A 25,133-nucleotide genomic window follows, 5' to 3' on the forward strand; every position below is an offset into this window, starting at 1 on the left:
CGACAAAAATCTGACTTAGAAAAGGTTTTTGCAACAATTTTTTAGACAATTTAAGTAATGCCGGACAAAAAACTATTTCTTCTTGATGCGATGGCCCTTATTTACAGGGCCCATTTTGCATTTCTGAAAGCACCAAGAATTACCTCAAGGGGATTGAACACCAGCTGTGTTTTTGGCTTTGCCAATTCGTTGCTGGAGGTGATTCAGAAAGAAAAACCTACACATATAGGCGTGGCTTTTGATTTGCCCGGTGGCACTTTCAGAAATACAATGTACCCTGAGTACAAAGCTAACCGGCAGGAACAACCCGAAGATATTACTGTAGCCATACCTTATGTAAAAAAACTGGTAGAAGCAATGGATATACCCACCCTGATGTTACCAGGCTACGAAGCTGACGATATTATTGGTACTTTAGCCAAAAAAGCAGCAAGAGATGGTTTTGAAGTTTACATGATGACGCCCGACAAAGACTACGGGCAGTTGGTAGAAGAACACATTTACTTGTATAAGCCTGCTATTCTGGGTAAGGATGTTGAGATAATGGGGCCCAATGAGGTATGCACCCGCTGGAACATAAAAAATGTAGACCAGGTGGTGGATATACTTGGCCTGATGGGCGATGCTGTTGATAACATACCCGGTGTGCCTGGAGTTGGCGAAAAAACTGCCGCCAAACTGGTAGCAGAATACGGCACTATTGAGAACCTGCTTGCTAATAGCGACCGGCTGACAGGAAAACTGGGTGAGTCGGTAAGGAATAATAAAGAAATAGCCTTGCTTTCTAAAGAACTGGCTAAAATAGAACTGAACGTACCCATAGAGTTTGAGGCCGACAGACTGAAAATTATGCCGCCCCACGTAGAGTTACTTTCGCCGTTGCTTGATGAGCTTGAGTTCAGAACCTTAAGAAAGCGGCTTTTGCCAGACGAACCCGGAGCAGCACCAGCACCCAAAGCAACAAGCAGTGCAGATGCCGGCAAAAAATCGGCCATTGTTGCCAAGTCAGGCGAGCAGATATCCTTGTTTGAGTCGGCGCCGGCTGGAAATCTTTTTCCGGAAGAGCATGAAGAGGGCTTTGCGGCGCATTACGCTTCTAATAAAGATACCATTGAAACAGTTGTGCATGATTATCATCTGATTGATACGCCAGAACTCCGTAAAAGCCTCATTTATTATTTATCGCAGCAGGATGAATTCTGTTTTGATACCGAAACTACCTCGGTAGATGCCATTGATGCCGAAATAGTAGGTATGTCTTTTGCCTACAGAAAAGGAGAGGCCTATTATATACCTATGCCTGAAAACCAGGAAGAGGCATTAGCCATTTTGCAGGAATTTAAAGAGGTTTTTGAGAACGAAGCCATTATGAAAATTGGCCAGAACATTAAGTATGATTTGATGATTCTGCAAAATTATGGCATTGAAGTAAAAGGCAAACTGTATGATACCATGCTGGCCCATTATATTATTGAGCCTGAGCAAAGGCATGGTATGGATTACCTGGCCAATGTTTATCTGAACTATGAACCGGTTTCTATTGAAACCCTGATTGGTAAAAAAGGCAAGACGCAGCTATCTATGCGCCAGGCCGAACCAGAGAAAATAAAAGAATATGCCGCCGAAGATGCAGATGTAACCTTGCAACTGAAACAGGTATTAGCGCCAAGGCTGAATACGAGCCTCCAGCAGGAAAAACTAATGGCCAATGTTGAAATGCCTCTGGTAACGGTTTTGGCCGATATGGAAATGGCAGGGGTGAGGGTAAGCATGGAGACACTGCACGAAATGTCGCGCGTGCTTGATACTGATATTCAGGAAATTCAGGGGAATATTTTTAAGCTGGCCGGTGGAGAATTTAATGTGGCGTCGCCGAAACAATTAGGCGAGATTCTGTTTGAAAAACTGAAACTGGACAAAAACGCCAAGAAAACCAAAACAGGGCAATATGCAACCGGTGAAGACGTGCTGTCTAAGCTGGAAAGCGAACATGAAATTGTAAGAAAGATTCTGGATTTCCGTGAGTTGGTAAAACTAAAAAGTACTTATGTAGATGCCCTGCCTGCACTGATATCGAAGAAAACAGGAAGAATACATACTTCCTATAATCAGGCTGTAGCTGCTACGGGTCGTTTGAGTTCAACTAACCCGAACTTGCAGAATATACCGATTCGCACGGTGCGTGGCCGTGAAATCAGAAAGGCATTTATACCAAGAGACGAAAACCATGTGATACTTTCTGCCGATTACTCGCAGATTGAATTGCGTATCATGGCTGCATTCAGTGAAGACGACAGTATGCTTAATGCCTTCAACCTGGGTATTGATATTCACTCAACTACGGCTTCAAAAGTGTTTAAGGTAGCTTTAGACCAGGTAACCTCTGATATGCGCCGGAAAGCCAAAATGGTAAACTTCGGTATTATTTATGGTATTTCGGCCTTTGGATTAGCACAGCGCCTGGGGATTCCGAGAGGTGAAGCCAAAGACATAATTGATGCCTACTGGGTTGAATTTCCGAAGATTAAAACCTTTATGGACAATGCCATCAATAAAGCCCGCGAAACCAAATATGTTGAAACCATTATGGGCCGCCGCAGGTATCTGAGAGATATTAATTCTCAGAATCAGGTAGACAGGGGCTTTGCTGAGCGAAACGCCATTAACGCGCCCATTCAGGGTTCAGCAGCAGATATGATAAAGGTTGCCATGATTAATATTCATGACTTTATGAAAAAAGAAAAGTTGCAGTCGAAAATGATATTACAGGTACACGATGAGTTGGTTTTTGATGCCCTTAAAAGTGAGGTAGATTACCTGAAACAGAAAGTAAATGAACTCATGTGTACTGCAATTCCGTTACCTGTAAAGATGGAAACAGGCATGGGCGTAGGTAGCAATTGGCTGGAAGCTCATTGATATTGAAAATTTTTAATTTAAGTAAATTTTATAACCACCATAATGGTTGCTTTCATGTACCGGGTGCAGCACCTAATAATTGGGTGTGTAAACCGTGCAGAGGCTCTGGGGTTATATAATCTAAAACAGTGCTTGTAAGTCACTTTAAGTAGAGTAAATGAACGTAAGTATAGTTATTTTAGCAGCAGGGGGGTCTACCCGCATGGGCGCCCCCAAACAACTGTTGCATGTAGAGGGGCAATCACTTATGAAGCGTGTAGCGGAAATGGCCATGGATACACCCTGTTATCCGATTGTGGTAGTGCTGGGGGCTAATAAAGCGTTGGTGCGTAAAGAACTGGAGCGTATGCCTGTTACCCTGATTGATAACTCAAACTGGCAGGATGGCATGGCCAGTTCGTTAAAGATGGGGCTGGTTGGTGCCTACATGACATTTAAAGACCTGGAAGCCGTTATTTTTCTTACAGTAGATATGCCTTACGTATCTGTTGAGCTGATAGAACACCTGATTAAGAAAGCACAGGAAAACATGAGCACCACAAACGAAACCCCAGACATAGTGGCTTGCCGTTATGATGGGCAGCTGGGGATACCTGTTCTTTTTAAAAGAATTATGTTTAACGATTTACTTGAGCTGAAAGGAGACACCGGAGCCAAAAAAGTGATAATGGCACATCAGGATAAAACCGCTACCATAGATTTTCCGCAAGGTAAATTTGACCTTGACACAATTGAAGAATACAGGAATTTTTTGTCAAATTTTAATCAGAACTAATGCAGGCAGTTGGTTATTATATTTCGTTACCTTTTCTATACTTTATTTCAGTTTTACCTTTTCCGCTGTTGTATCTGCTTTCTGATTTTTGCTACCTGATAATCTATTATGTAATTGGTTACCGGAAAAAAGTAGTAAGAGCGAACCTGAAAAACAGTTTTCCTGAAAAAAGTGAAGCTGAATTGCGGGCAATTGAAAAAGACTTCTATAAGTATATTGTTGATTTTTTTCTGGAGATGTTCAAGTGCCTTACTATATCAAAAGAGGCGCTGCTGGAAAGAGTAAGTATTGAAAACCCGGAAGTAGTATTGGAGCTCTATAAAAACGGGCAAAATTGCATCGTTTCAACGGGTCATTACGGCAACCATGAGTGGGTAAACCAGGTGTTGCCATTTCTGCTTCCGTTTAAAATAAAAACGGTTTACAGAGTACAGCACAACACTTATTTTGACCGGATGTTTCTCAATTTCAGGTCGAAATACGGGGTTGAAATGATATCGATGGAAGAAGCATCAAAAAAAATCACAAAAGCAGAAAAAGACCCTTTTCTTCTGCTGCTTGCCAATGACCAGTCTGCTCCGCCAGACAGAGCATTCTGGACAATGTTTCTGAATCAGGAAACTTCATTTTTTATTGGTACTGAAATATTTGCACGTCGATTCAACATTCCGGTGGTTTATGGCTGTATAAAAAGAGTAGGCAGAGGCCAATACAAGGCTGTTTTTGATATGATTAGCGATGCCCCCAACACATTGCCAAAAGGTGATATTATTGCAGCACACGCGCAAAAGCTGGAGCGGGACATAAAGGCGGACCCATCGCCCTGGATGTGGTCTCATAAACGCTGGAAATACAAAAAAGTAAACGGCCAATACATTGATTTAAATTATAAAGAGTGAAAACTAAGTTTTTAATCTTACGGTTTTCTTCCATCGGAGACATTATACTCACCACACCCGTTGTGCGGTGCCTGAAACGGCAATACCCCGATGCTGAGGTACATTTTGCTACCAAAAAGCAATTTAAGGTGCTGGTTGAGAATAATCCGTATATAGATAAGTATTTTCTGCTTGATGGCCCGCTGAATAATTTTGTGGAAACCCTGAAAGCAGAGAACTACCATTATGTAATAGACCTGCATAATAACCTGCGTACATCGGTTATCAAGTTTCGGTTAGGAAAACCTTCGCTTAGCTATAACAAGCTGAATTTTGAAAAATGGCTGCTGGTTAATCTAAAAATCAACCGTATGCCAAATGTGCATATTGTAGACCGAAACCTGAAAACCGTTGAAAGCCTGGGTGTAATAAACGACAACAAAGGCCTTGATTACTTTATACCCGAACAACACACAGTAAATCTATCTCAGGTTATTAGTGATGCACCTTCATTTGTTGCCTATGCCATAGGCGGGCAGCATTTTACAAAAAAACTACCTACCGAAAAAATTATTGAATTGTGCAGTAAAATAGATAAAAAAATTGTGCTGCTGGGTGGTAAAGAAGATGAACCCAACGGCGACATAATAGCCAATGCAATAGGTAACAAGGTCTATAACGCCTGCGGTAAATATAATCTAAACCAGTCGGCCTCTATATTGCAACAGGCTGAATACGTAATAAGCCATGATACCGGCCTTATGCATATAGCATCGGCACTAAAGAAAAGAATAGTTTCTATCTGGGGCAATACAGTACCTGAATTTGGCATGTATCCGTATCAGACACAATTCAGTATTATTGAAAACAAGGGCCTGCCATGCAGACCCTGCTCAAAAATAGGGTATAGTAAATGCCCTAAAGGCCACTTTAAGTGTATGAATAACCTCGAAATAAACAAAATTGAGTTTTAACGAATATCAATTATACTTTATTAATTGGTTGATTTGCGCATATTGCAGAAGCATAATGGTTTTGCCGTCCTTAATTTCACCATTCTGCACCATTTTCATTGCCTTGCTAAAGTCTAGTTCCAGCACGTCAATGTCTTCTTCATCGGTTACCCCGCCACCTTCGGTTACTTTCTGGTCTTTGGTGTATTCGGCCACAAAGAAATATAGGATTTCGGTTACAGACCCCGGCGACATATAGGCCTCAAATACTTTTTGTACCTGGTTAATGTGGTATCCGGTTTCTTCTTCTGTTTCGCGTTTAATGCAATCTTCCGGATTATCTTTGTCTAATAAGCCTGCACATGCTTCAATAAGCATACCGCTCTCGTTTCCGTTTACGTAGGTAGGTATCCTGAACTGCCGAGTAAGTATGACTGTTTTGCTGGTGTTGTTATAAAGCAAAATTGTTGCGCCATTACCTCTGTCGTAGGCTTCGCGGCTTTGTTTTTGCCATTCTCCGTTTTTCTTTTGCCATTCAAATGTTACTTTGCGAAGAATATACCAGTTATCTGACAAGACCTCGGTACTCAGATTTCTAACTTTAGGATTCATTTTGATTGTTTGTGATTTATTTTGATTATTTTTGAACAAATGTAAAAATTAAGTATGAATTTTCAAGAACGAAAACATATTATTTTAGAAAAAGTAGAAGAATCTGGCTCGGCTGACGTAAAAGAGCTGGCTGTTCTTTTGAATACCTCAGAAATAACCGTTCGCCGTGATCTGGCCGCACTTGCCGAAAAAGGGTTAATCTACCGTACACACGGTGGGGCTATGAAAATTAGTCTGGCCAAAGACCCGGTAAGCTTTATTAATAAATCGGCCACGAGAAGCGAACAGAAAGACCATATCTGCCAGATAGCGGCTTCATTTATACAAGAAGGAGACGTGTTGTTTCTTGACTGCGGCAGTACTGTTTACAGGTTATGTCCGTTTATCAGAAACATGAATATAAAGGTTGTTACTAATTCTATACCTGTTGTTAATGCACTGCTCAATTCGGCAGTAAGTTTGAATTTTGCGGGTGGTGAAATTGATATGGAACGGCAGGCAAGCCACGGCACTATTGCAATTGAGCATTTTGCAAGATACCGGGCCGATAAGGCATTTATAGGCGTAGATGGTATTTCATTAGCCACAGGGCTGAGCGCTTCCAGCGAGAAAGAAGCAGAAATATCAACCACCCTGGCCAGATACAGCCGGGAAACTTTTCTTTTGTGCGATTCTACCAAATTAGAAAAAGATAAGTACCTGCCTTTTGCACCATTAACTATGGCGCAGTATCTGATAACCGATAAAGAGGCAGACGCAGAACTAACGAAGCGCTATGAAAGCTACGGCATCAGGGTATTGAATTAAAAAAGGCCCGAAAACCGGGCCTGTATTAAAAAATCAGAGATATCTTAACCACTTGTTTTCTTTATGCTCTGCCTTGTAGCTGGCATACCACTTGCACATCGGATACAGCAACGCAACAATACCAAGCCAGATAGCGTAGATGTACCAGATTTCAAGACCTGAAGGTGCTTTGGGTCTTCCAAACAGAAACGACCCGAAAACAAGGTCTTTGAACTCAAAACCCTGAAAAAACAGCATCACTAACATTGCTGTATGAATAATGTACCAATGGATAATGTAATAAAACAGCGGTACTTTACCATAGGTTGACACTATCTTAATGAATTTGCCATGTTTATTGGCACTCACTGATAAGATAATAAAACAAATACCCAGCGTTACTAAAGTGAATAAAAGAGAAGGCGGATATTTGGTTACATTGAGGAACGACATAATCACTAAAACCGGGTCACGGTCAATTTTCCAGGGTATGGGGTCTCCGTAAATATTTATGTATCTCAACACAACAAACAAGAGCAGCGAAAGCCAGCCCAACTTATACAGCAGGGTTTTCCGTTTACGGGGCGATAAGCTGAAAACGGTTCCACCAAAGCCATAACCCAGCAGCATTATACCAAACCACGGTATTGGAGGATAACTAATTGCAAATACGTGGGTATCTGACAACTGAAAAACAGAAAACGTAAATAAAGGTGCCAGGTAAGAATAGGGTGGCTGGTTAAATGGCAATAAGCCTAATAGATTATGCAGGAAGATAATGGCTAAACCAATAATCAGAATGGTTTTTGAACTTAAACGAATCAGGGGTGCCAGAAGAATAAAGCCAATGCCAATTGCGCCGATAACCTGAAAGAACAGCGTTCGGAACTTCAGGTCAAACCATATACCTAGCCCGACTATCGTAAACTCAAGCAAAACCAGCCAAAGGCCTCTGCTAACAAGAAACTTCTGGTTTTCTTTCAATTCAGAGTTTTGAAATGACAAATAAGCAGATACACCAGATAAAAACACAAAGGTTGGCGCGCAAAGATGGGTTATCCAGCGAGTAAAAAATAAGAGAGGAGTAGTAACAGATAAGTCGGTAGGGTCCGTCCCTATGTGAAGCAGGTCCCGGGTATGGTCTAATGCCATAATAATCATAACAAGACCCCGCGTGAAGTCAATAGAATTAATTCTTCGCATTTTCAGTAAGTTGGCTATAGGTTCTTTCCAGGTAGGTTAGAAGCGTTATTCATCTCAATACAATTAATCAGTAAAATTTCTCAGCTTGAAAATGAAAGAAACTTTTACTAATACAATTTTATTAAAAAATATTTAAATTAAAATGCTTTACGAAAGAAAGTGTATTTTCGTTGCGTCAGGAATTAAAAAAAAATCACCTTTACAAATTTTTCAGGTCTGTAAAGGTGATGAATGGCTGTCTGTAATTACCTTATTTAACAACCGGGAAAGCCACAATTCTTAACTTACTACAACCATAAGGAATAAGCGTAATGGTTTCTTCTTTTTTATCTACTTCACCCAGATAAATACCGTCGCGCGGGGTAACCGGTTGCCGGGCAACGCCTTCTACTAATTGCCATGCAGGTATCTTTTTACCTTTTGCTTTTATTTCAACAGGGGCATTGGCGCTGTTCCAGACGAAGGCATCTGTTGGCGGCTTTACCACAACGCTTGTGTTTTCTACAGGTTTTTGAATTACAGAGAGGGGCAAACCATAATTCCAGTCGCTTTTGGGCTGAATTTCATAATAAGTGCCTTCTTCTTTTATTTCTTTCTGCGACCAGCTTTCTTCAATTTTAAGTGCATAAACCAGCGGCCCTCGTTCAATGGCTTTTGAGTTTTTTGCCCAGCTGGTTGTTTTAACTTCCATTGGTAATTGCAGAGTAAGTTTGTCTCCGTTTTTCCATACACGTTTAATTCTTGCTATATTTCCACCTTGTTCGGTTTTCAGTTTTTCACCATTGAGTATAAATACTGCTTCTTTGCACCAAACAGGAATGCGAATTTCTAATGGAAAATCAACCGCTTTGGGTGTACTGATTGTAAAATTTATCTGGTCTTCAAACGGATAGCCGGTTTCTTCAGCTATGCTTATTTGGGTGCCGTCACCTACTTTGGCTGTTATGTTGTTAGGAGCAAAAAGCAAGGCTGCCAGCCCTTTGTCTGGGGTGGCATACCAAAGGTGCGACGTAAATTTTGTCCAACCCTGGTGCATATTAGCAGTACAACAGGTGTAGCCAGCATAAGAACCAAATACATTGCACATACCACGCCAGAAAGGCAAGGAGAAATCAAAAACCCCACGACTTACCTGTACCTGATTGGCTATTTGGAAGTATTGGCGCGAATTAAAGTCGTCGGTAGTTTGTGTAGGCAAGGCGTTGTAGGTCATACGTTCAAGGGCATCCATGTAATGTGGGTCGCCGGTTACTGAAATCATTTGTTCCATTGAAAACATGGTTTCAACAATAGAGCAAAGTTCAATGCCCTGGGTGGGATCGTTACCATGTAAATCTTCATCGCCCGAATACATACCATGTGGCAAGCCGTGCAGCGTCATGATGTCTGTCCAGCCGGTTTTCAGACTTTTAAGTAAATCAGGATTCTTTGTAGCCTGATAATAAATAGCTGGCAGCTTAATGCCCATGCCCACGTTAACTGCGTGCCTGGTCATCCATTTTTCGTCTGTCTGGTTGGCGGCAGCCTGCATTACCCAGTTGCGCTTACCCAGCAGGTCTGTCCAGGGTGTAGTTTGCTTGTAAATGGTATCGCCAAGCTCTAACAGAAATTTTTCGCCTGTCAGGTTATATAACCAATAGACCGACATCAGGTTGTCTCCACCGCGCGCCTCTGCCCATTCTGTCCATTTTGCAAGCGGACAGCCGTTAAGGCTATTATATTGATACTTAAAGTACCTGCTCAGGCAATTTATCACCCGCTTGTCGTTTGTAGCCGTATAATATTGCTGCAATACCTTTATCATCACCATTTTAGGCCACCAGTCTTCTCCCTGGCTACAATCGGTCATGGGTTTACCGGCTCTTTCAGCTTTTGTTATGCCGCCAATGTATCCATTTGGTCGCTGGTTTGTTATTACCCAATCAATGTATTGTTGTACTTTGGCTATCAGCTTTGCATCATCAAGCAAATAGGCCAGAGGTACTGCGCCATCGAGCCAATAGGGGGTTTCTTCCCAGGCATCACCCTTACCGCCCAGCCAGCCGTTATCTTTCATCAGTTTGGGATAATATTCATCCAGATGCCCGGTGGTACCATCTCGCATAATGGTCAGTTGCTTATGCAGCCAGCCTTTTGGTTTTACCGCGCCAAGTGGCAGCTCTATGTATTTTAGTGGTGCAAGAGGCGCTTTATTGCCGATGTAAAAAGATTTTTGTGCCTGCGCCTGACACACAGACAAGCCAATTAACAATATGCCCAGCAAATTTTTTTTCATGGTGTTATTTAAGGTTGAATAGATTAAATCAGCATTATTTTGATGTACGCGTTACTTTAGAGAAATCAAGGTAGCGATATTTACCCAGAATTGTTTGCTGCAAGGTTAGCTCGTATGCCCCGCCATCATAATCTGCTTGGGTTTTTATGGTTTCTACTTTTACGGCGGGCTGTTTGGGCGCATTTTTACTATTCAGTAATTCATAAAAAACGCGCCCGTTCATAGAGGCCGGAATAGGTAGTTGATGCAAATGTAATATGGTAGGGGCCAAGTCAACATTTGAGGTGGGCAGGCTGCTTTCATACGCTTTTTTGAAACTTGGGCCATAGGCCAGAAGCGCTATATGCACTTCATAAGGGCTCATGCTGCCATGCCCGGCTACGCCTTTGGCATAGCTTGTGCCTGCGTAGCCTTTGTCATTCTTATCATCATTCCAGTTGTAGTCAACCAATATGTCGGCAGTGCGGCTTGGGTGGTTCCAATGAATGGTCTCAAAAGATAAGGTGCCTTTTACTATGCCTTGTGTGCTTCCGGGTTTTGCTGCTTTGGTGTAAATACCGCCAACCCATTGCTGCGATTGCAGGCGACTAACAATTGTTTTGATTTTACTTTTGTCTTGCACATAAATGGCACCTTCAGATACGATTACGTCTTCACTGTCTTTATTTTGTTTCAGGCCTTCTTTAATCAGGAAATCAACTACATTGGTTTTGCCGATGAAGGTTGCAAAACCGTGGTCAGCTGAAATCAGGATATTGAAATTATTCGTTAGCCCTTTTTGTTCAATATCAGCCAGAATACGCCCGAACTGCTCATCTACCACTTTGATTGATTCCATGGCATAGTCTGAGCCAATGCCAAAAGTATGAGCTGTGCCGTCGGGGTCTGTAAACCATACAGAACTGACAAGGGGGCCATCCAGGGTAATGGCATATCTCATAACAGCATCGGTAATCCATTTATTAAGCTGAGTATTGGGCTTTGGTTTTACACTAGCCGGAATAGGGCCTACTTCGCTCAAAACTTTAGCTATTAAAGATTCTGGTCTGATCATGCTTGTTGAGATAACCGCGCCATTACCTATTTTATGATTCTGTAAAAGAGCAGAACCGGTTGAACCTGAGCTAAAAACCATCATTTTTTTTCCTGCCTTGGTCAGTATCTCTCCTAAAGATATAGCTGTAAGCAAATTTCCGTTTTCAGAATCATTAATTTTATCCAGATTTTCGGCATCACCGGTGTTCAGGCCCTGTGTTTTATTCACAGCAGGGAAAAACACCGTATTACCCATTAAACCATGCGCTTTAGAATAGCCGCCTGTTGCAAACGAAGAAGCATTTACTCTGGTAACAGTTGGGAACACACTATGATGTTGTTTACCATAAGCCGCTTTCTTACTGAAAGCGTATAAATTGGGCATGGCCTCAGGAGTAATGTAATCCGGCCGCAAGCCATCAAAAAATATAATCAGGGTTCGTAGTTCTTTGGTTTGCTGTGCAGGGGCAGTAAAACAATTTGCCAATAATATAGCGCAGGCCAATGCCTGCTGCAATAGAGATTTCATAGATGGAATGAGTTTCAGGTTATCGGACAAAAAACAGGGTATAAACCGAATGGATATTCCTCCGGTTTATACCCGCTAAAATACTGGATTAAAATGTATTCAGGCTATTTTTATGCGTGAATAATCTGTTAAATCCTTTTGTAGTTTTTTAGACTATTACTGCCTGATTACTTTGTAAGATACAATAGACCTTGGCGTTGAAACTCTAAGGATATAAAGCCCGGTCGGTAAGTCTGATATATCAATCGTATCAGAATCATTTGTTATTTGCCTGAGTAAAGCCCCATCTGTTTTAAAAATCTCTTTTTTAATAATTTTATCCGGAGTGACAATTTTTACAAGCCCATTGGTCGGATTAGGATAAACCAGCATGTTACTTTTCTTTTCGGGTTCATTTGAAAGAAGAGTGCCGTTAAAAAAAGTAAAAGGCTTTGAGAGAATTACTATGTTATTGGCTATACCTTTAAATTGACCTTTATAATAGGTATTCGGTTTTAGGTTTGCCAAACTTGCATATAAGGTGATAGGATTGTTGCTTGTACTTCGTGCAGCTTCTATCGAATCAGTAAGGACACTATTTTCTCCATATAAAAACTTGTATCCGGTAACATTTTGTTTTCCTGTATGCACCAGTGCTTTCAGAAGGATTCTGTTAGAATCATAAAGTTCAACGTCAGTAGGAATAATTACCACTTTATCAGTTAATGAAAATAATTGCATAGGACCATAAACAACTTCGTCTCCGATAGTTACTTTCAATCTTGAATAATAGATTTTTTCAGAATCGAGATTTGATATATCCGCCGTAAAAGCTACTGAAGGAATCCCTGTCGGACTTTTTACATCTGAAACAGTTACAATTTTTGGGGTTTTAAATAGCCTTGTGGTGTCGTACTCAACTACTATACTTTTAATAATGTCATCCGGGACTTGAATCCGTCCATTTATAGTTACTGTTCCATTATTCACCAATGGGGTTTGCATTCCAATAGTAAACATGGGATATGTTGTAAACCCAATGGTTTGGCTATATGTCATCTGGTTATTGTATTTTACCCTTAACCTTACACGATAATAAGTGCCAGGTATAAGATTTGAGACATCGGCTTGAATTTGTTTTGTTTGTAAAGCCTGAACTGAATCAGGTTTGCCTTTTATCTGTTCATTGAAAAGGCTGTCTTTACCATACTCAAATGTTATATCTTTAATAGATTTTAAATTCGATATGACCTGGGCGGTAAATCTTGCTGTTCTGCTACCATAATAGGCAGGACCAGTAAACAATATCTCAGCCTCTGGTCTTGTGGTAAAATACACAGTAGGAGATGTTTGACGCTTCCCATTATAATCAAACGAAACAAAACACCAGTACTTTGTGCCTGATTTCAAATCTTTGATATCAAATGTTCTACTTGAACCACTATTTGGTGCAAGCGTGGGTTCTTTTGCTGCTACTACTTTACGGCTCTCCTCACTGTAACCATATTCCAGTTTTATATTTGTCATTTGTGAAGATTTAGTAGATATCCCGCACAATATTTTGGCCTCAAAACTTTTAATGTAATCCGGATAAATTAATACTTCTGCATAAAAATCATCAGCTATGATATTACTTTCTTTTAATTTCTCATTAGAATAAGATATGTGAGAACTTTTGTGAGATAAATTAACACCGGAAATAAGAGGATAAGTAATGTGATTTTCATCTAACGCATTTTCTGATATAAACGTCATGTCTACAATATCACTTCCGGAAGGTTTCGGATTAAGCCATTGCCAGTCAGACTGCGCAAAAGAAAAAGATTGGAATACAAAGTAAATGAGTGCGGGGAGTAGATAATTTTTCACAACAAAATTGTTTTAGATGGTTATTACATCGTTTTTTTATTAGCAAATAAAAAACACATCAAGCAAAATTAATGCTTTATGAAGTAATTTCATCCAAGACAATAAACATAATTTTTTAAAGTCAGCTTGAATCAAGATTATGAAGAATACTCTGTAAATTCGGGTAAGTCTGCTATGTCAATTGTATCAGAATCATCTGTTATTTTCCTGAGTAAAGCGCCATCTGTTTTAAAGATTTCTTTTTTGATGATTTTATTCGGTTAATGATTTTTATAATATCATTAGTGGGGTTTGCCGGGTTAATGTGCCGCTTCCTGAATATCTTACAGCCGGTTTTTTCTGCAAGACCGGTGTGTCCAATAGTCAATATTAATTATTGGCTGTATTATTAAAATAAGGCTGTAAAAGTCCGCAAAAAATAATATTTATAACCTAAACTTTTGAAATTGAATAATTAGTCTATTTTTTTGCAAAACTAATCTCCTAACATAAACTATGAATAGACGCGACTTTATCGGTACAACCCTTGCCTCCTCAAGTATACCATTTATTGTAAAAAAGAACCCCACCGAAGAGAAAAAAGTAAGACTTGGTTTTATTGGCGTTGGCCTCAGAGGCCGCACTCACCTGCAACAGGTGATGTATCGCCCCGATGTGGAGGTTACGGCTATTTGCGACATTGATAAAAACTCAATTGCAGAGGCCAATAAAATATTCCAGAAATTTAATAAAGCCTTGCCGGTTGCCTACACAAAAGGTGAAAGGGATTTTGAGAACATGGTAAAGCGTGATGACCTGGATGGTATTGTAATTGCCACCCCTTGGGAATGGCACGTACCCATGGCCATTGCCGCCATGAAAGCAGGCAAATACGCAGGCGTAGAGGTGTCGGCAACGGTTACATTGCAGGAATCGTGGGATCTGGTTGATACCTACGAAAAAACAGGCTCGCACTGCATGATTCTTGAAAACGTATGTTACCGACGTGACATTATGGCCGTGCTCAACATGGTTCGTAAAGGTATGTTTGGCGAGTTATTGTATGGCCATTGCGGGTATCAGCATGATTTGCGCTTTGTAAAACTGAACGATGGCAAAACCGCGCATGGCAAAGGTGTTGAATTTGGAGAAAAAGGATTTAGCGAAGCCCGCTGGAGAACCCAGCACTCGGTTGACAGAAACGGAGATCTTTACCCAACGCATGGCCTTGGCCCTGTGGCACACTGGATGGACATTAACTATGGTAATCAGTTTTTATACCTTACGTCAATGGCTACAAAAACACGCGGTTTGCATAATTATATAGTTGAGAACGGCGGCCCTGACCACCCTAATGCAAAGGCAAACTTTAAACTGGGCGATATTGTAACTACCACTATACAATGTGCTAACGGTGAAAACATTGTAATTATACATGACACCAGCAGCCCACGCCCGTATTCACTGGGTTTCAGGGCGCAGGGAACAAAAGGTATTTGGATGAACGACGGCAACCAGATTTATCTGGATGGGGTGTCTAAAAAGCACGATACCTGGGAGCCATTTGCTGATTATCAGAAAGAATATGACCATCCGTTATGGAAGCGCTTTGAACAGGATGCGGCCAATGCCGGACATGGCGGAATGGACTTTTTTGTAATACGCGCATTTATTGAATCTATTAAAAAGAAAGTGGCTCCGCCAATTGACGTTTACGATGCCGCCGCCTGGAGTGCCATCAGCCCGCTATCTGAGCTATCAATTGCCAGAGGCAGCTCTCCGGTTGAAATTCCTGATTTTACCCGTGGCAAATGGCGTACACGCAAACGCACGTTTGGCCTTAACGACGAATATTAAGAGTAATCAATTACCTAAACAAATATTTTACTTATCAGCAAACTGATTTTAACCCTATTATTATGGAGCAAAACAATAAAAGCTATCTGATGCCATTAGTAATGATTGGTGTTTTGTTTTTTACCTTTGGTTACATTACCTGGACCAACGGCACCCTCATACCTTTTCTTAAAATTGCATGTGAGCTAAAAACAGACACACAGGCATTTTTGGTTACTACGGCTTTTTATATGTCTTATTTCTTTTTATCAATACCATCTTCTATAATACTTAATAAGGTAGGTTTTAAGAATGGCATGGTAATAGGGCTAATAATTGTGGCTGTTGGCTCGCTGGTTTTTATTCCTGCCGCCAATTCACGTAAATTCGAACTCTTCCTTGCTGGTTTGTTTTTGCAGGGCACAGGTCTGGCACTTTTGCAAACCGCTGTAAACCCTTATGTGAGTATACTGGGGCCAATTGAAAGCGCTGCCAAAAGAATCAGCATTATGGGTATGGCTAACAAACTGGCGGGTATTCTGGCGCCAATTATTCTGGGTGCTATTGTACTAAAAGGAATAGGCGACATTGAACACAAGCTGGAGGTTACTAAAAGTGCTACTGAAAAAGAAGCGCTTCTGAACGAATTGGTGCAAAGAATTAACACGCCGTATTTGGCGCTGGCAGTTGTGCTTGTTCTGGTTGCTGTATTGTTCTGGTTTTCAAAATTACCTGAGGTAAAAGAAGAAGAAGAACAAACGGCAGGTGCTCAGAAAAAAGACTCAGTTTTTGCTTTTCCGAATCTGATACTGGGTGTTATGGCCATTATCTTTTACGTTGGTGCAGAAGTAATTGCCGGCGATGGTATCGGCCAGTACGGTAAAAACATAGGCATCAGCCTTGACGAAGCCAAAAACTTTACGTCTTATACTTTAGGGGCCATGCTTGTTGGTTATCTGATAGGCATAGTGGCTATACCTAAATATATAAAGCAAGAGAATGCACTTAAATACTCGGCTATTCTTGGTATAGGCCTTACGGTTGCCGCAATTTTTACTGAAGGCTACGTGTCTGTTTTCTGTATTGCCTTGATGGGTTTATCTAATGCTTTAATGTGGCCGTCTATTTTCCCGCTGGCTATTAAAGGATTGGGCAAATTTACAAAAATCGGTTCGGCCTTGTTGATTATGGGTATCGGACCCGGTGGCGGAATTATTCCGTTGGCATATACGGCCATAGGTGGCGAGGCCAATCCGCAGAGAGGATTCTGGATTATGGCAGTTTGTTATATTTTTATTTTGTACTATGCAATTGCCGGCCATAAGAAAAAAAGCTGGTGAAATTTTTTGTCATAAAATTTGTTTAACTGTTGCAGATACAACGCTGCAACAGTTTTTATTTTTTAATAAATACCTATGAAAAAGGCCTATATCTTATCTGCCGTGCGCACGCCAATCGGAAGTTTCGGTGGTGCGCTTTCATCAGTTCCGGCTCCGAAATTAGGAGCAATTGCTGTTAAAAAATCCATTGAAAAAGCCGGAGTTTCTGCTGACGATGTTGATGAACTGTTTTTTGGTAATGTGTGCCAGGCAAATGTAGGGCAGGCACCTGCGCGTCAGGCTGCTTTATATGGTGGGTTATCGGCCAAAACCAATACCACAACCATAAATAAGGTTTGTGCCTCAGGTATGAAATCAGTTATTTTAGGCAGCCAGTCGATTGAATTGAACGAAAACAGTATAGTAGTGGCAGGGGGAATGGAAAACATGTCGATGATTCCGTTCTATCTTGAAAAAGCTCGTTATGGATATGGCTACGGAAACGGTGTTTTAATAGACGGCCTTGCTAAAGATGGCCTTACAGATGCCTATCAGCCATTGGCTATGGGCTGTTTTGGTGATGCCACCGCTGCCAGGTATAACATAAGCCGCGAAGAACAAGATAGCTTTGCCATTGAGTCGTACAAGCGAGCGGCAGCTGCCTGGCAGAGCGGAGCGTTTAACAATGAAGTTGTGCCTGTTGAAGTAACCGACAGAAAAGGTAACGTGAAAGTAGTGGCAGAAGATGAAGAGTTTAAGAACGTAAACTTTGATAAAATACCAGCCCTAAAGCCTGTTTTTACCAAAGATGGCACCGTTACAGCGGCCAATGCTTCAACCATTAATGACGGAGCGGCGGCATTGGTTTTATGTTCGGCTGAAACGGTTGAGCGTGATGGTCTGAAGCCGGTAGCCAGAATAATTGCCTATGCAGATGCAGAGCAGGAGCCGGAATGGTTTACCACTTCGCCGGTTTATGCGGCTCAGAAAGCCTTGAAAAGAGCCGGACTAAGCGTAGCCGATATTGACTTTTTTGAAGTTAATGAAGCATTTTCTGTAGTTCCTATCGTATTTTGCCGCGAACTTGGCATTAGCTACGATAAATTGAATATCTTTGGAGGTGCAGTTTCGTTGGGGCATCCGCTTGGTTGTTCAGGTGCAAGAATTATTGCTACTCTTATAAACGTACTGCAACAAAAAAATGGCAAATATGGTCTTGCTGCTATCTGCAACGGTGGGGGTGGTGCAAGTGCTATTGTTATTGAGAAATTATAAATAACGCTAAATTTTTCGGAAAGATGTGGCCATGGCATCTTTATTATGATTAACTATGGAAATAAGTTCTAACAGTTCTACTGATTTACGTAATTTTTTCGGCTCGGCTCAGAGTCTGGTCAGGGCAACTTCTACCGGCCGTCTTGATATTATGGGGGGTGTAGCTGATTACTCCGGCTCAATGGTATTACAGATGCCAATAAAAGAAAAAGCCACTGTTACTATTGGTCACAGAAATTATAATCAGCTTCATATTAAAAGTCTTGACCTGACAGAAAACAACGAAGTTTTTATAGATCTGGAAGAACTGCCAAGAGACTATGAAGAAGCCCACAGATATTTATTTGAAATGGAAGGCGGCGACTGGGCATCTTATCTGGTTGGCTGCTACCTGGTTTTATTGAAAGAAAAAAATGCCCGGCTGGGCGGTCTCGATATTCTGATACAATCTGAAGTTCCGTTTGGTAAGGGGGTGTCTTCATCCGCAGCTATAGAGGTAGCTATGTTTAAAGCTCTCGGCGAATTGTATTCGATTGATTTTTCTGGAACCGAACTGCCACTTCTTGCACAAAAGGCAGAAAATTTGGTAGTAGGCGCTCCTTGCGGCCTGATGGACCAACTTACCTCGTACCTGGGCAAGCCCAATTATCTGCTACCCATTTTATGCCAGCCCGATAAGGTTTACCCGAGCATAAAAATACCCGATAATTTGTATTTTGTGGGTATTGATAGCGGTATACGCCACAAAGTGGGTGCGGCATCTTATGGCGATGTACGCACGGCCGCATCAATGGGTTACTCAATTATAGCGCAAAATCTGGGGGTATCAAAGCAAGATCTGAAAGTGGCAGAAAGCAATCTTTTGCCATATTCGGGTTTTCTCAGCAATATTTCGCCTTCGCAATACGAAACTAATTTTTCTCGTTTGCTTAACTCAATGTATGGCAAAGAATTCATGAACGACTTTGTGGTGGTTACTGATCCTCTGGCACACGTGAAGGCAGATACCTACTATAATATTAAGGCCAGCACCGAGCACCCGATTTATGAAAACATAAGGGTAAGGCTTTTTACGGAAATGACCAAAGTACTTAATAACCATAATTATGTAGACCTGCTGCCGCTGATGGGCGAATTGATGTATCAGTCGCATGAGAGTTACAATAAGTGTGGTCTTGGTGATGAACACACCGATATACTGGTTGAAATTGCCCATGCCAAAGGAGCAAAGTCTGGTGTATATGGAGCCAAAATAACCGGTGGTGGCAATGGCGGAACAGTATGCCTGATGGTATATGGGGTTAAAGGACTTTTAACAGCCAAAGAAATTCTTAATATTTACCAGAAAGAGACCAATCAGGAAGGACTTGCGTTTTTTCAAAGCTAAAATTACTTATGAGATACCTATATCTGTCTATTATACTTTTTGTTTTTAGTTGCAGAAGTGTTCCGCAAAAAACATTTATTCCTGTTCCGAAGCAGGGGTTGGTTGAGTATTTGAAGTATAAACCCGGATTCAAACCGATGGTTTCATCGCATCGGGGCGGGGGCGATATCCCGGGGTATCCTGAAAACTGCTTAGAGTCTTTCGCTTATCTGGCAGGTAAAATTCCTAATATCATTGAATGTGATATTGAAATTACGAAAGATAGCGTGCTGATGATGATGCATGACAACTCGCTTGACAGAACCACCACCGGAAAAGGCAAAATTATCAATCAGAACTGGGCCGACATGAAAGACCTGAACCTGAAAGACAATGCAGGCAAGCTGACCAGTTTTAAAATTCCGACATTAGAACAGGTACTCAAATGGGGTAAAAATAAGGTGATATTTACGCTTGATGTAAAAAGAAATACGCCTTATGAAAAAGTAGTGGCTATGGTGAAACAGCTACAAGCCGAAAACTACTGCGTTATTATTACGTATGATGTTAACCAGGCCAGAAAAGTTTATAAACTTGACCCAAACCTGATGATTTCGGTAACTATCCGCGACATGAAGGAATACGAAAGACATCATGAGGCGGGTATACCAGATAAAAATATGGTAGCTTTTATAGGAACCCGGGAACCTAACAAAGAATTTAACGATTTTCTGCACCAGAAAGGTATTGTTACCATACTGGGTACCTTAGGTAACCTTGATAAAATGGCTGCAGCAAAAGGTGATAACCTTTATAACGAATTTGTAAATAAAGGGGCTGATATTCTCTCTACCGATAGAATGATTGAGGCCTACCATGCCATTCAGTAACAATTGCCAGTAAATTTCTAAAAGCTAAATAAACCTTTATGCCAGACGTTTTATAAGCTTTTGATTAGTAAATGTTTTCAAATACCGCTATACTGCAACAGAAATCTATAAACAAGTACCTAAACTATATTTCATCAATGCGAAATCTACTGATTACACTCCTTGCAGCTACTTGCAGTGTGGTGGTGGGGCAATCTTCACTGAAACCAAAAATAAGCACTGGTGCCGATGCCATTGAAAAGAAAGTGGTAAGCTGGCGCAGAGATTTTCATGAAAACCCTGAGCTCGGCAACCTTGAATACAGAACATCAAAAATTGTGGCCGACCATCTGCGTTCACTAGGTATTGACGTACAGGAAAAAGTAGGTGTTACGGGTGTAGTTGGCATTCTGAAAGGCGGTAAACCTGGTCCGGTTGTTGCCTTGCGCGCCGATATGGATGGCCTGCCTGTTACAGAAAGAGTAGATGTGCCGTTTAAATCTAAAGTAATGACCGAGTATAACGGTCAGAAAACCGGGGTTATGCATGCCTGTGGGCATGATTCTCACGTGGCTATTCTGATGGGTGTGGCAGAGATTCTGTCGTCAATCAAAAGCGAGCTTGCCGGTACGGTAAAGTTTATTTTTCAACCGGCTGAAGAAGGTGTTTATGACCCTAAATTGCTGAAAAACGGAAAATCGGGGGCCGAATTGATGGTCATGGAAGGAGTTATGGAAAACCCGAAGGTTGATGCCATTTTTGGTCTCCATATCAGTTCGGTAACAGAAGTCGGAAAAATCGGGTATCGCCCCGGGGCAACCATGGCGGCGGTAGACCAGCTGGGTATAAAAATAAAAGGCAAGCAAACTCATGGTGCAAACCCCTGGCTGGGCATAGACCCGATTGTAACGGCATCGCAGATTGTGCTGGGGCTGCAAACCATTGTAAGCCGTAATGTAAATATTACCGAAAACCCGGCCATTGTTACAGTTGGTGCTATTCATGGAGGTATCCGCCAGAATATCATTCCGGAATCGCTGGAGATGATAGGTACCATCCGCACCTTTGCACCAGACCAGCGCCAATTGGTTCATAAAAGAATCAGTGAAATTGCAACCCACATTGCAACCAGTGCCGGAGCCGTAGCTGAGGTAAAAATTGATACGGGGTATCCGGTTACTTATAATGACCCTGTGCTTACTGAAAAAATGATTGGTACCCTTGAAGGAATTGCAGGTAAGGAAAACGTAATTGTGCAGGCTGTACAAACCGGCGCAGAAGATTTCAGTTTCTTTCAGCAAAAAGTACCAGGTCTTTTCTTTTTTCTGGGTGGTATGCCCAAAGGACAAACCAACCCGGCGCCACACCACACCCCAGATTTTTATATTGACGAATCAGGCTTTACGCTGGGCATCAAATCGCTGGCTGGTTTAACTGTCGATTACTTTGAAATGAATGCGCCTAAAACCGAAGAAACAAAGCCAGGCAAAGGCAGGAAAAAAAGTAAATGATATCAATCATATTTGTAAAAAGGTTCGAAGAAAACTTTACTTCGAACCTTTTTGTTTTATACCCAAGTACGCAAACCTGACCACAATAAATTAAGATTATGCCTGCTGAAATCATTGAAATATTTCCTGATAACCCGGATATGCGTAAAATACGTCAGGTAGTAGATGCCCTTAAAGAAGGTGCCATTGTGATATACCCGACAGATACCGTTTACGCAATGGGCTGTGATATTTTTAATACGCGTGCCGTTGAACGCCTCTGTAAAATAAAGGGAATAAAGCCTCAGCAGAATAATTTTTCTATAGTTTGCCATGACCTGAGCAACATTGCCACGTATGCGCGGGTTTCTAACACGGCGTTCAGATTAATGAAGAGGGCTTTCCCCGGGCCGTTTACGTTTATTCTGCCAGCCACCGGCGATTTGCCTAAAATAATGCAGACCAAGCGTAAAACCATAGGAGTCAGGGTGCCTGACCATGAAATTCCGCAGAAAATAATTGAAATGCTGGGTAATCCAATCATTACTACCTCAGTAAAAGATGATATTGACGACATCATTGAGTATCCCAATGAAATAGAGGTAATTTACGACCAGAACAAAGAAAAGGCCGATATTATTATTGATGGTGGCTGGTGTGGTATTGAAGCATCAACCGTTGTGCTGGCCATTGATGACGACTTTGAGGTTATCAGAGAAGGCCTGGGTGATTTTGAGGAAATAAACCGATAAGGGAGCGTAGCAGTCTAAAGTGGCTGGCTTTATACAGTAATAAGGTCGATAAATTTGTGTATAAACCCTGGAAGTGGCTTTAAATGGCTTAAGTTGAGTAATTGTTTCCGGTAATTCAATTTTTTTGTTACATCTTACAGAAAATTTACTTTATTAATCTGTGTACCTGATACACATATAAAAAGGCTGAAATTACCATTTATCAACAAATATTTTTTGGTTTGTGTAAGTATTATACCTTTGAAACAACATTCTTAACTAAACATTTTTAAATCATGGGTTACATCATTTTTGTCGTTCCGGTTATAGCCCTACTTTACCTTTCGGTAGTAATTGTACAACAGGGCAATGTGGCAGTTATTACAGTTTTTGGTAAGTATCAGCGCATCATGTCACCGGGTCTTAACTTCAAGATTCCGTTTGTTGAATACGTTTTTCGTACCATTTCTATTCAGAACCGCTCGGTTGAGTTGCAATTTCAGGCCATTACCAACGATCAGGCCAATGTTTACTTTAAAGCCATGCTTTTGTATACAGTAACCGACCAACAGGAAGAATCTATCAAAAACGTTGCTTTTAAATTTATTGATCAGGCTAATTTTATGCAAGCACTGGTACGTTCTATTGAAGGCTCTATCCGCAGCTTTGTAGCTACAAAAAAACAAGCGGAGATTTTGAGCCTGAGAACCGAGATTGTGTCTGACGTAAAAGAAAACCTTGACCACATTCTGCTAGGCTGGGGGTATCATCTGATTGACCTGCAGATAAACGATATTACATTTGACGACGAAATTGTGCGCTCTATGGCTAAAGTGGTGGCATCTAATAACTCAAAGGCCGCTGCCGAAAACGAAGGCCAGGCTTTGTTAATTACCAAAACCAAAGCGGCAGAGGCAGAAGGCAACTACATCAGGATTCAGGCTGAGGCAGAAAGAGAGGCAAGCCGTTTAAGAGGCCAGGGGTTGGCGCAGTTTAGGGAAGAGGTGGCCAAAGGTATGGCTGTGGCCGCCAAAGAAATGGAAAAAGCAAACCTTGACTCTTCGTTGATTCTGTTTTCGCTTTGGACGGAGTCGCTGAAACATTTTGCCGAACAAGGTAAAGGCAATGTAATTTTCCTTGATGGCTCGGTTGATGGAATGGAACGCACCATGAAACAAATGATGGCCATGCAACAGAAAGAAAGCAATGAGAAAGGTATAAAAAAATAGGGGAGGTTATCAGGGGATAGGGCATATCCCCTGATAATTCAGAAAATATCGTAAATGAGCTTCATTCCGATACCTATGAAAATAATACCAGAAAAATATTTGATACGCTGAATGGTATTATTATTCATTTTGTTTTTGATTTTATGGGCAAAAATAGCAAAGGCCGACTCCATCACGAAAATCATCACTACGCAGGTTGTAAAAAAGGCAGTTTCGTCATAAATATCATACTTATAGCCTTTTAGCGTTGCCGAAACTACCATCCAAGATATAAAATTGACCGGATTGATTACGTTAAGCAAAAAGCCCTTCCCAAAAAAATAAAAGAACCTTGCCAGTTTAAAATCCTGAACACCGGCCGGTGGCTTTGTGTTTCTGAATTGTGCAATGCCCAGCCCAACCAGCAACAGCGACCCAAAAACCCTTGAAATAGTGGCAAAATGGGGTATGTCTGGCAAAAACGAAGTACCCAGATACGCAATGGTTATCATGATGATATCGCCAAATATTACTCCCAGAGATATTTTAACGCCGGCCATGTAGCCGTAATCAAGGCTTGTCTGAATAAGTGCAAAGAAAACACTGCCAAAACCGAAACTTAATACTACTCCTGTTGCAAAGCCTAAAGAAATCGCTTCAAGCATATTGGTGTTAATTTGTTAGGTTTATAATTGCTGCGGAAACTTCAGCAACATGGTTTTTAGGATACCTGCCACGCTGATTGAATCAGTTATTTCATCTTTCATAACCATTTCGTAAGCCTGACGTAACGGAATTTTTCTGATTTGCAGTTGCTCGGTTTCTTCGGGCTGGCTGTTTCCCTGTGTCAGCCCTTCGGCCAGATAAATATAAGCCACTTCTTTGCAAACAGAGTTAGAGGTATGTAGTTTTGAAATCATGGTCCACTGTTCGGCCACCAGACCTGTCTCTTCCAGAAGTTCACGTTTGGCCGACTCCAGCATATCTTCTCCTTCCGGGCTTCCACCTTCCGGTATTTCCCATGAATATTCTTCAAGCGGGAAACGGTACTGGCCAACCAGCCAGGTATTTCCTTCGCTATCTACCGGTACGATTCCGATAGCAATATTTTTAAAGTGTACTGTTCCGTAAATGCCTTTACCACCGTTCGGGTTAAGCACATTCTGATGTACCACCTGAATCCAGTTATTATCATATTTTACCTCGGTGTCGAGGATTGTCCAGGGATTTTGTTTTTCATTCATGCA

General features: G+C 41.3%; 20 protein-coding genes. 13 read left to right on the top strand and 7 right to left on the bottom strand.

The window, feature by feature from the left end:
• Nucleotides 1-57: 57 nt before the first annotated feature.
• From polA to NZ848_RS12045, 4 genes are all read left to right on the top strand, one after another.
• Nucleotides 58-2,919: a DNA polymerase I gene (gene polA, locus NZ848_RS12030; protein ID WP_259015674.1), complete on the top strand. Its 2,862-nt coding sequence runs from the start codon at nt 58-60 to the stop codon at nt 2,917-2,919.
• A gap of 157 nt (nt 2,920-3,076) precedes the next feature.
• The gene (locus tag NZ848_RS12035; RefSeq protein ID WP_259015675.1) at nt 3,077-3,694 is read left to right on the top strand and encodes a nucleotidyltransferase family protein; all 618 of its coding nucleotides are present in this window, start codon (nt 3,077-3,079) and stop codon (nt 3,692-3,694) included.
• A complete protein-coding gene (locus NZ848_RS12040; protein ID WP_259015676.1) occupies nt 3,694-4,593 on the top strand; it encodes a lysophospholipid acyltransferase family protein in 900 nt (299 codons plus the stop codon). The genes NZ848_RS12035 and NZ848_RS12040 overlap by 1 nt, the downstream gene beginning before the upstream one ends.
• Nucleotides 4,590-5,546, top strand: coding sequence for a glycosyltransferase family 9 protein (locus NZ848_RS12045; protein WP_259015677.1), 957 nt, complete (start codon nt 4,590-4,592; stop codon nt 5,544-5,546). The genes NZ848_RS12040 and NZ848_RS12045 overlap by 4 nt, the downstream gene beginning before the upstream one ends.
• Before the next feature lie 6 nt (nt 5,547-5,552).
• Here the strand turns inward: NZ848_RS12045 and nudK are convergent, their stop codons facing one another.
• Nucleotides 5,553-6,137, bottom strand: a complete 585-nt coding sequence (nudK, locus tag NZ848_RS12050; protein WP_259015678.1) for a GDP-mannose pyrophosphatase NudK — start codon at nt 6,135-6,137, stop codon at nt 5,553-5,555.
• 54 nt (nt 6,138-6,191) lie between these two features.
• On the opposite strand from nudK, the gene NZ848_RS12055 reads away from it, so the two are divergent.
• Nucleotides 6,192-6,944, top strand: a complete 753-nt coding sequence (locus NZ848_RS12055) for a DeoR/GlpR family DNA-binding transcription regulator (RefSeq protein ID WP_259015679.1) — start codon at nt 6,192-6,194, stop codon at nt 6,942-6,944.
• A 33-nt stretch (nt 6,945-6,977) separates the two neighbouring features.
• Here the strand turns inward: NZ848_RS12055 and NZ848_RS12060 are convergent, their stop codons facing one another.
• From NZ848_RS12060 to NZ848_RS12075, 4 genes are all read right to left on the bottom strand, one after another.
• Nucleotides 6,978-8,126 carry a DUF1624 domain-containing protein gene (locus NZ848_RS12060; RefSeq protein ID WP_259015680.1) on the bottom strand — a complete coding sequence of 383 codons (1,149 nt, stop codon included), beginning with the start codon at nt 8,124-8,126 and terminating at the stop codon, nt 6,978-6,980.
• A 250-nt stretch (nt 8,127-8,376) separates the two neighbouring features.
• Nucleotides 8,377-10,401, bottom strand: a complete 2,025-nt coding sequence (locus NZ848_RS12065) for a glycoside hydrolase family 127 protein (protein WP_259015681.1) — start codon at nt 10,399-10,401, stop codon at nt 8,377-8,379.
• Between the two features lie 34 nt (nt 10,402-10,435).
• Nucleotides 10,436-11,965, bottom strand: coding sequence for an alkaline phosphatase family protein (locus NZ848_RS12070; protein ID WP_259015682.1), 1,530 nt, complete (start codon nt 11,963-11,965; stop codon nt 10,436-10,438).
• A 156-nt stretch (nt 11,966-12,121) separates the two neighbouring features.
• The gene (locus tag NZ848_RS12075) at nt 12,122-13,813 is read right to left on the bottom strand and encodes a T9SS type A sorting domain-containing protein (RefSeq protein ID WP_259015683.1); all 1,692 of its coding nucleotides are present in this window, start codon (nt 13,811-13,813) and stop codon (nt 12,122-12,124) included.
• Nucleotides 13,814-14,308: 495 nt separating this feature from the next.
• On the opposite strand from NZ848_RS12075, the gene NZ848_RS12080 reads away from it, so the two are divergent.
• The 8 genes from NZ848_RS12080 to NZ848_RS12115 all read left to right on the top strand — a co-directional run bounded on the left by NZ848_RS12080 (nt 14,309) and on the right by NZ848_RS12115 (nt 23,907).
• Nucleotides 14,309-15,649, top strand: a complete 1,341-nt coding sequence (locus NZ848_RS12080; protein WP_259015684.1) for a Gfo/Idh/MocA family protein — start codon at nt 14,309-14,311, stop codon at nt 15,647-15,649.
• Between the two features lie 62 nt (nt 15,650-15,711).
• A complete protein-coding gene (locus NZ848_RS12085; RefSeq protein WP_253522253.1) occupies nt 15,712-16,968 on the top strand; it encodes a sugar MFS transporter in 1,257 nt (418 codons plus the stop codon).
• Between the two features lie 75 nt (nt 16,969-17,043).
• Nucleotides 17,044-18,222 (top strand): thiolase family protein, encoded by a 1,179-nt coding sequence (locus NZ848_RS12090; RefSeq protein WP_259015685.1) that lies wholly within the window; start codon nt 17,044-17,046, stop codon nt 18,220-18,222.
• A 55-nt stretch (nt 18,223-18,277) separates the two neighbouring features.
• On the top strand, nt 18,278-19,609 hold the full coding sequence (locus NZ848_RS12095; protein ID WP_253522257.1) for a galactokinase: 1,332 nt from the start codon (nt 18,278-18,280) through the stop codon (nt 19,607-19,609).
• 8 nt (nt 19,610-19,617) lie between these two features.
• Entirely contained in the window at nt 19,618-20,478 is an 861-nt protein-coding gene (locus NZ848_RS12100; RefSeq protein ID WP_259015686.1) for a glycerophosphodiester phosphodiesterase family protein, read from the top strand.
• A gap of 137 nt (nt 20,479-20,615) precedes the next feature.
• Nucleotides 20,616-21,968, top strand: coding sequence for an amidohydrolase (locus tag NZ848_RS12105; protein ID WP_259015687.1), 1,353 nt, complete (start codon nt 20,616-20,618; stop codon nt 21,966-21,968).
• Between the two features lie 98 nt (nt 21,969-22,066).
• Nucleotides 22,067-22,699: an L-threonylcarbamoyladenylate synthase gene (locus tag NZ848_RS12110; protein WP_253522263.1), complete on the top strand. Its 633-nt coding sequence runs from the start codon at nt 22,067-22,069 to the stop codon at nt 22,697-22,699.
• A gap of 275 nt (nt 22,700-22,974) precedes the next feature.
• Nucleotides 22,975-23,907: an SPFH domain-containing protein gene (locus NZ848_RS12115; RefSeq protein WP_259015688.1), complete on the top strand. Its 933-nt coding sequence runs from the start codon at nt 22,975-22,977 to the stop codon at nt 23,905-23,907.
• 38 nt (nt 23,908-23,945) lie between these two features.
• Here NZ848_RS12115 and NZ848_RS12120 read toward each other — a convergent pair whose 3' ends face one another.
• Entirely contained in the window at nt 23,946-24,551 is a 606-nt protein-coding gene (locus NZ848_RS12120; RefSeq protein ID WP_253522270.1) for a LysE family translocator, read from the bottom strand.
• Nucleotides 24,552-24,572: 21 nt separating this feature from the next.
• Nucleotides 24,573-25,130, bottom strand: a complete 558-nt coding sequence (locus NZ848_RS12125; protein WP_101726929.1) for an NUDIX domain-containing protein — start codon at nt 25,128-25,130, stop codon at nt 24,573-24,575.
• Nucleotides 25,131-25,133: the final 3 nt, after the last annotated feature.

Source organism: Emticicia fluvialis (genome assembly GCF_024793945.1).
In the GTDB taxonomy this organism is placed as follows: Bacteria; Bacteroidota; Bacteroidia; order Cytophagales; family Spirosomataceae; genus Emticicia; species Emticicia fluvialis.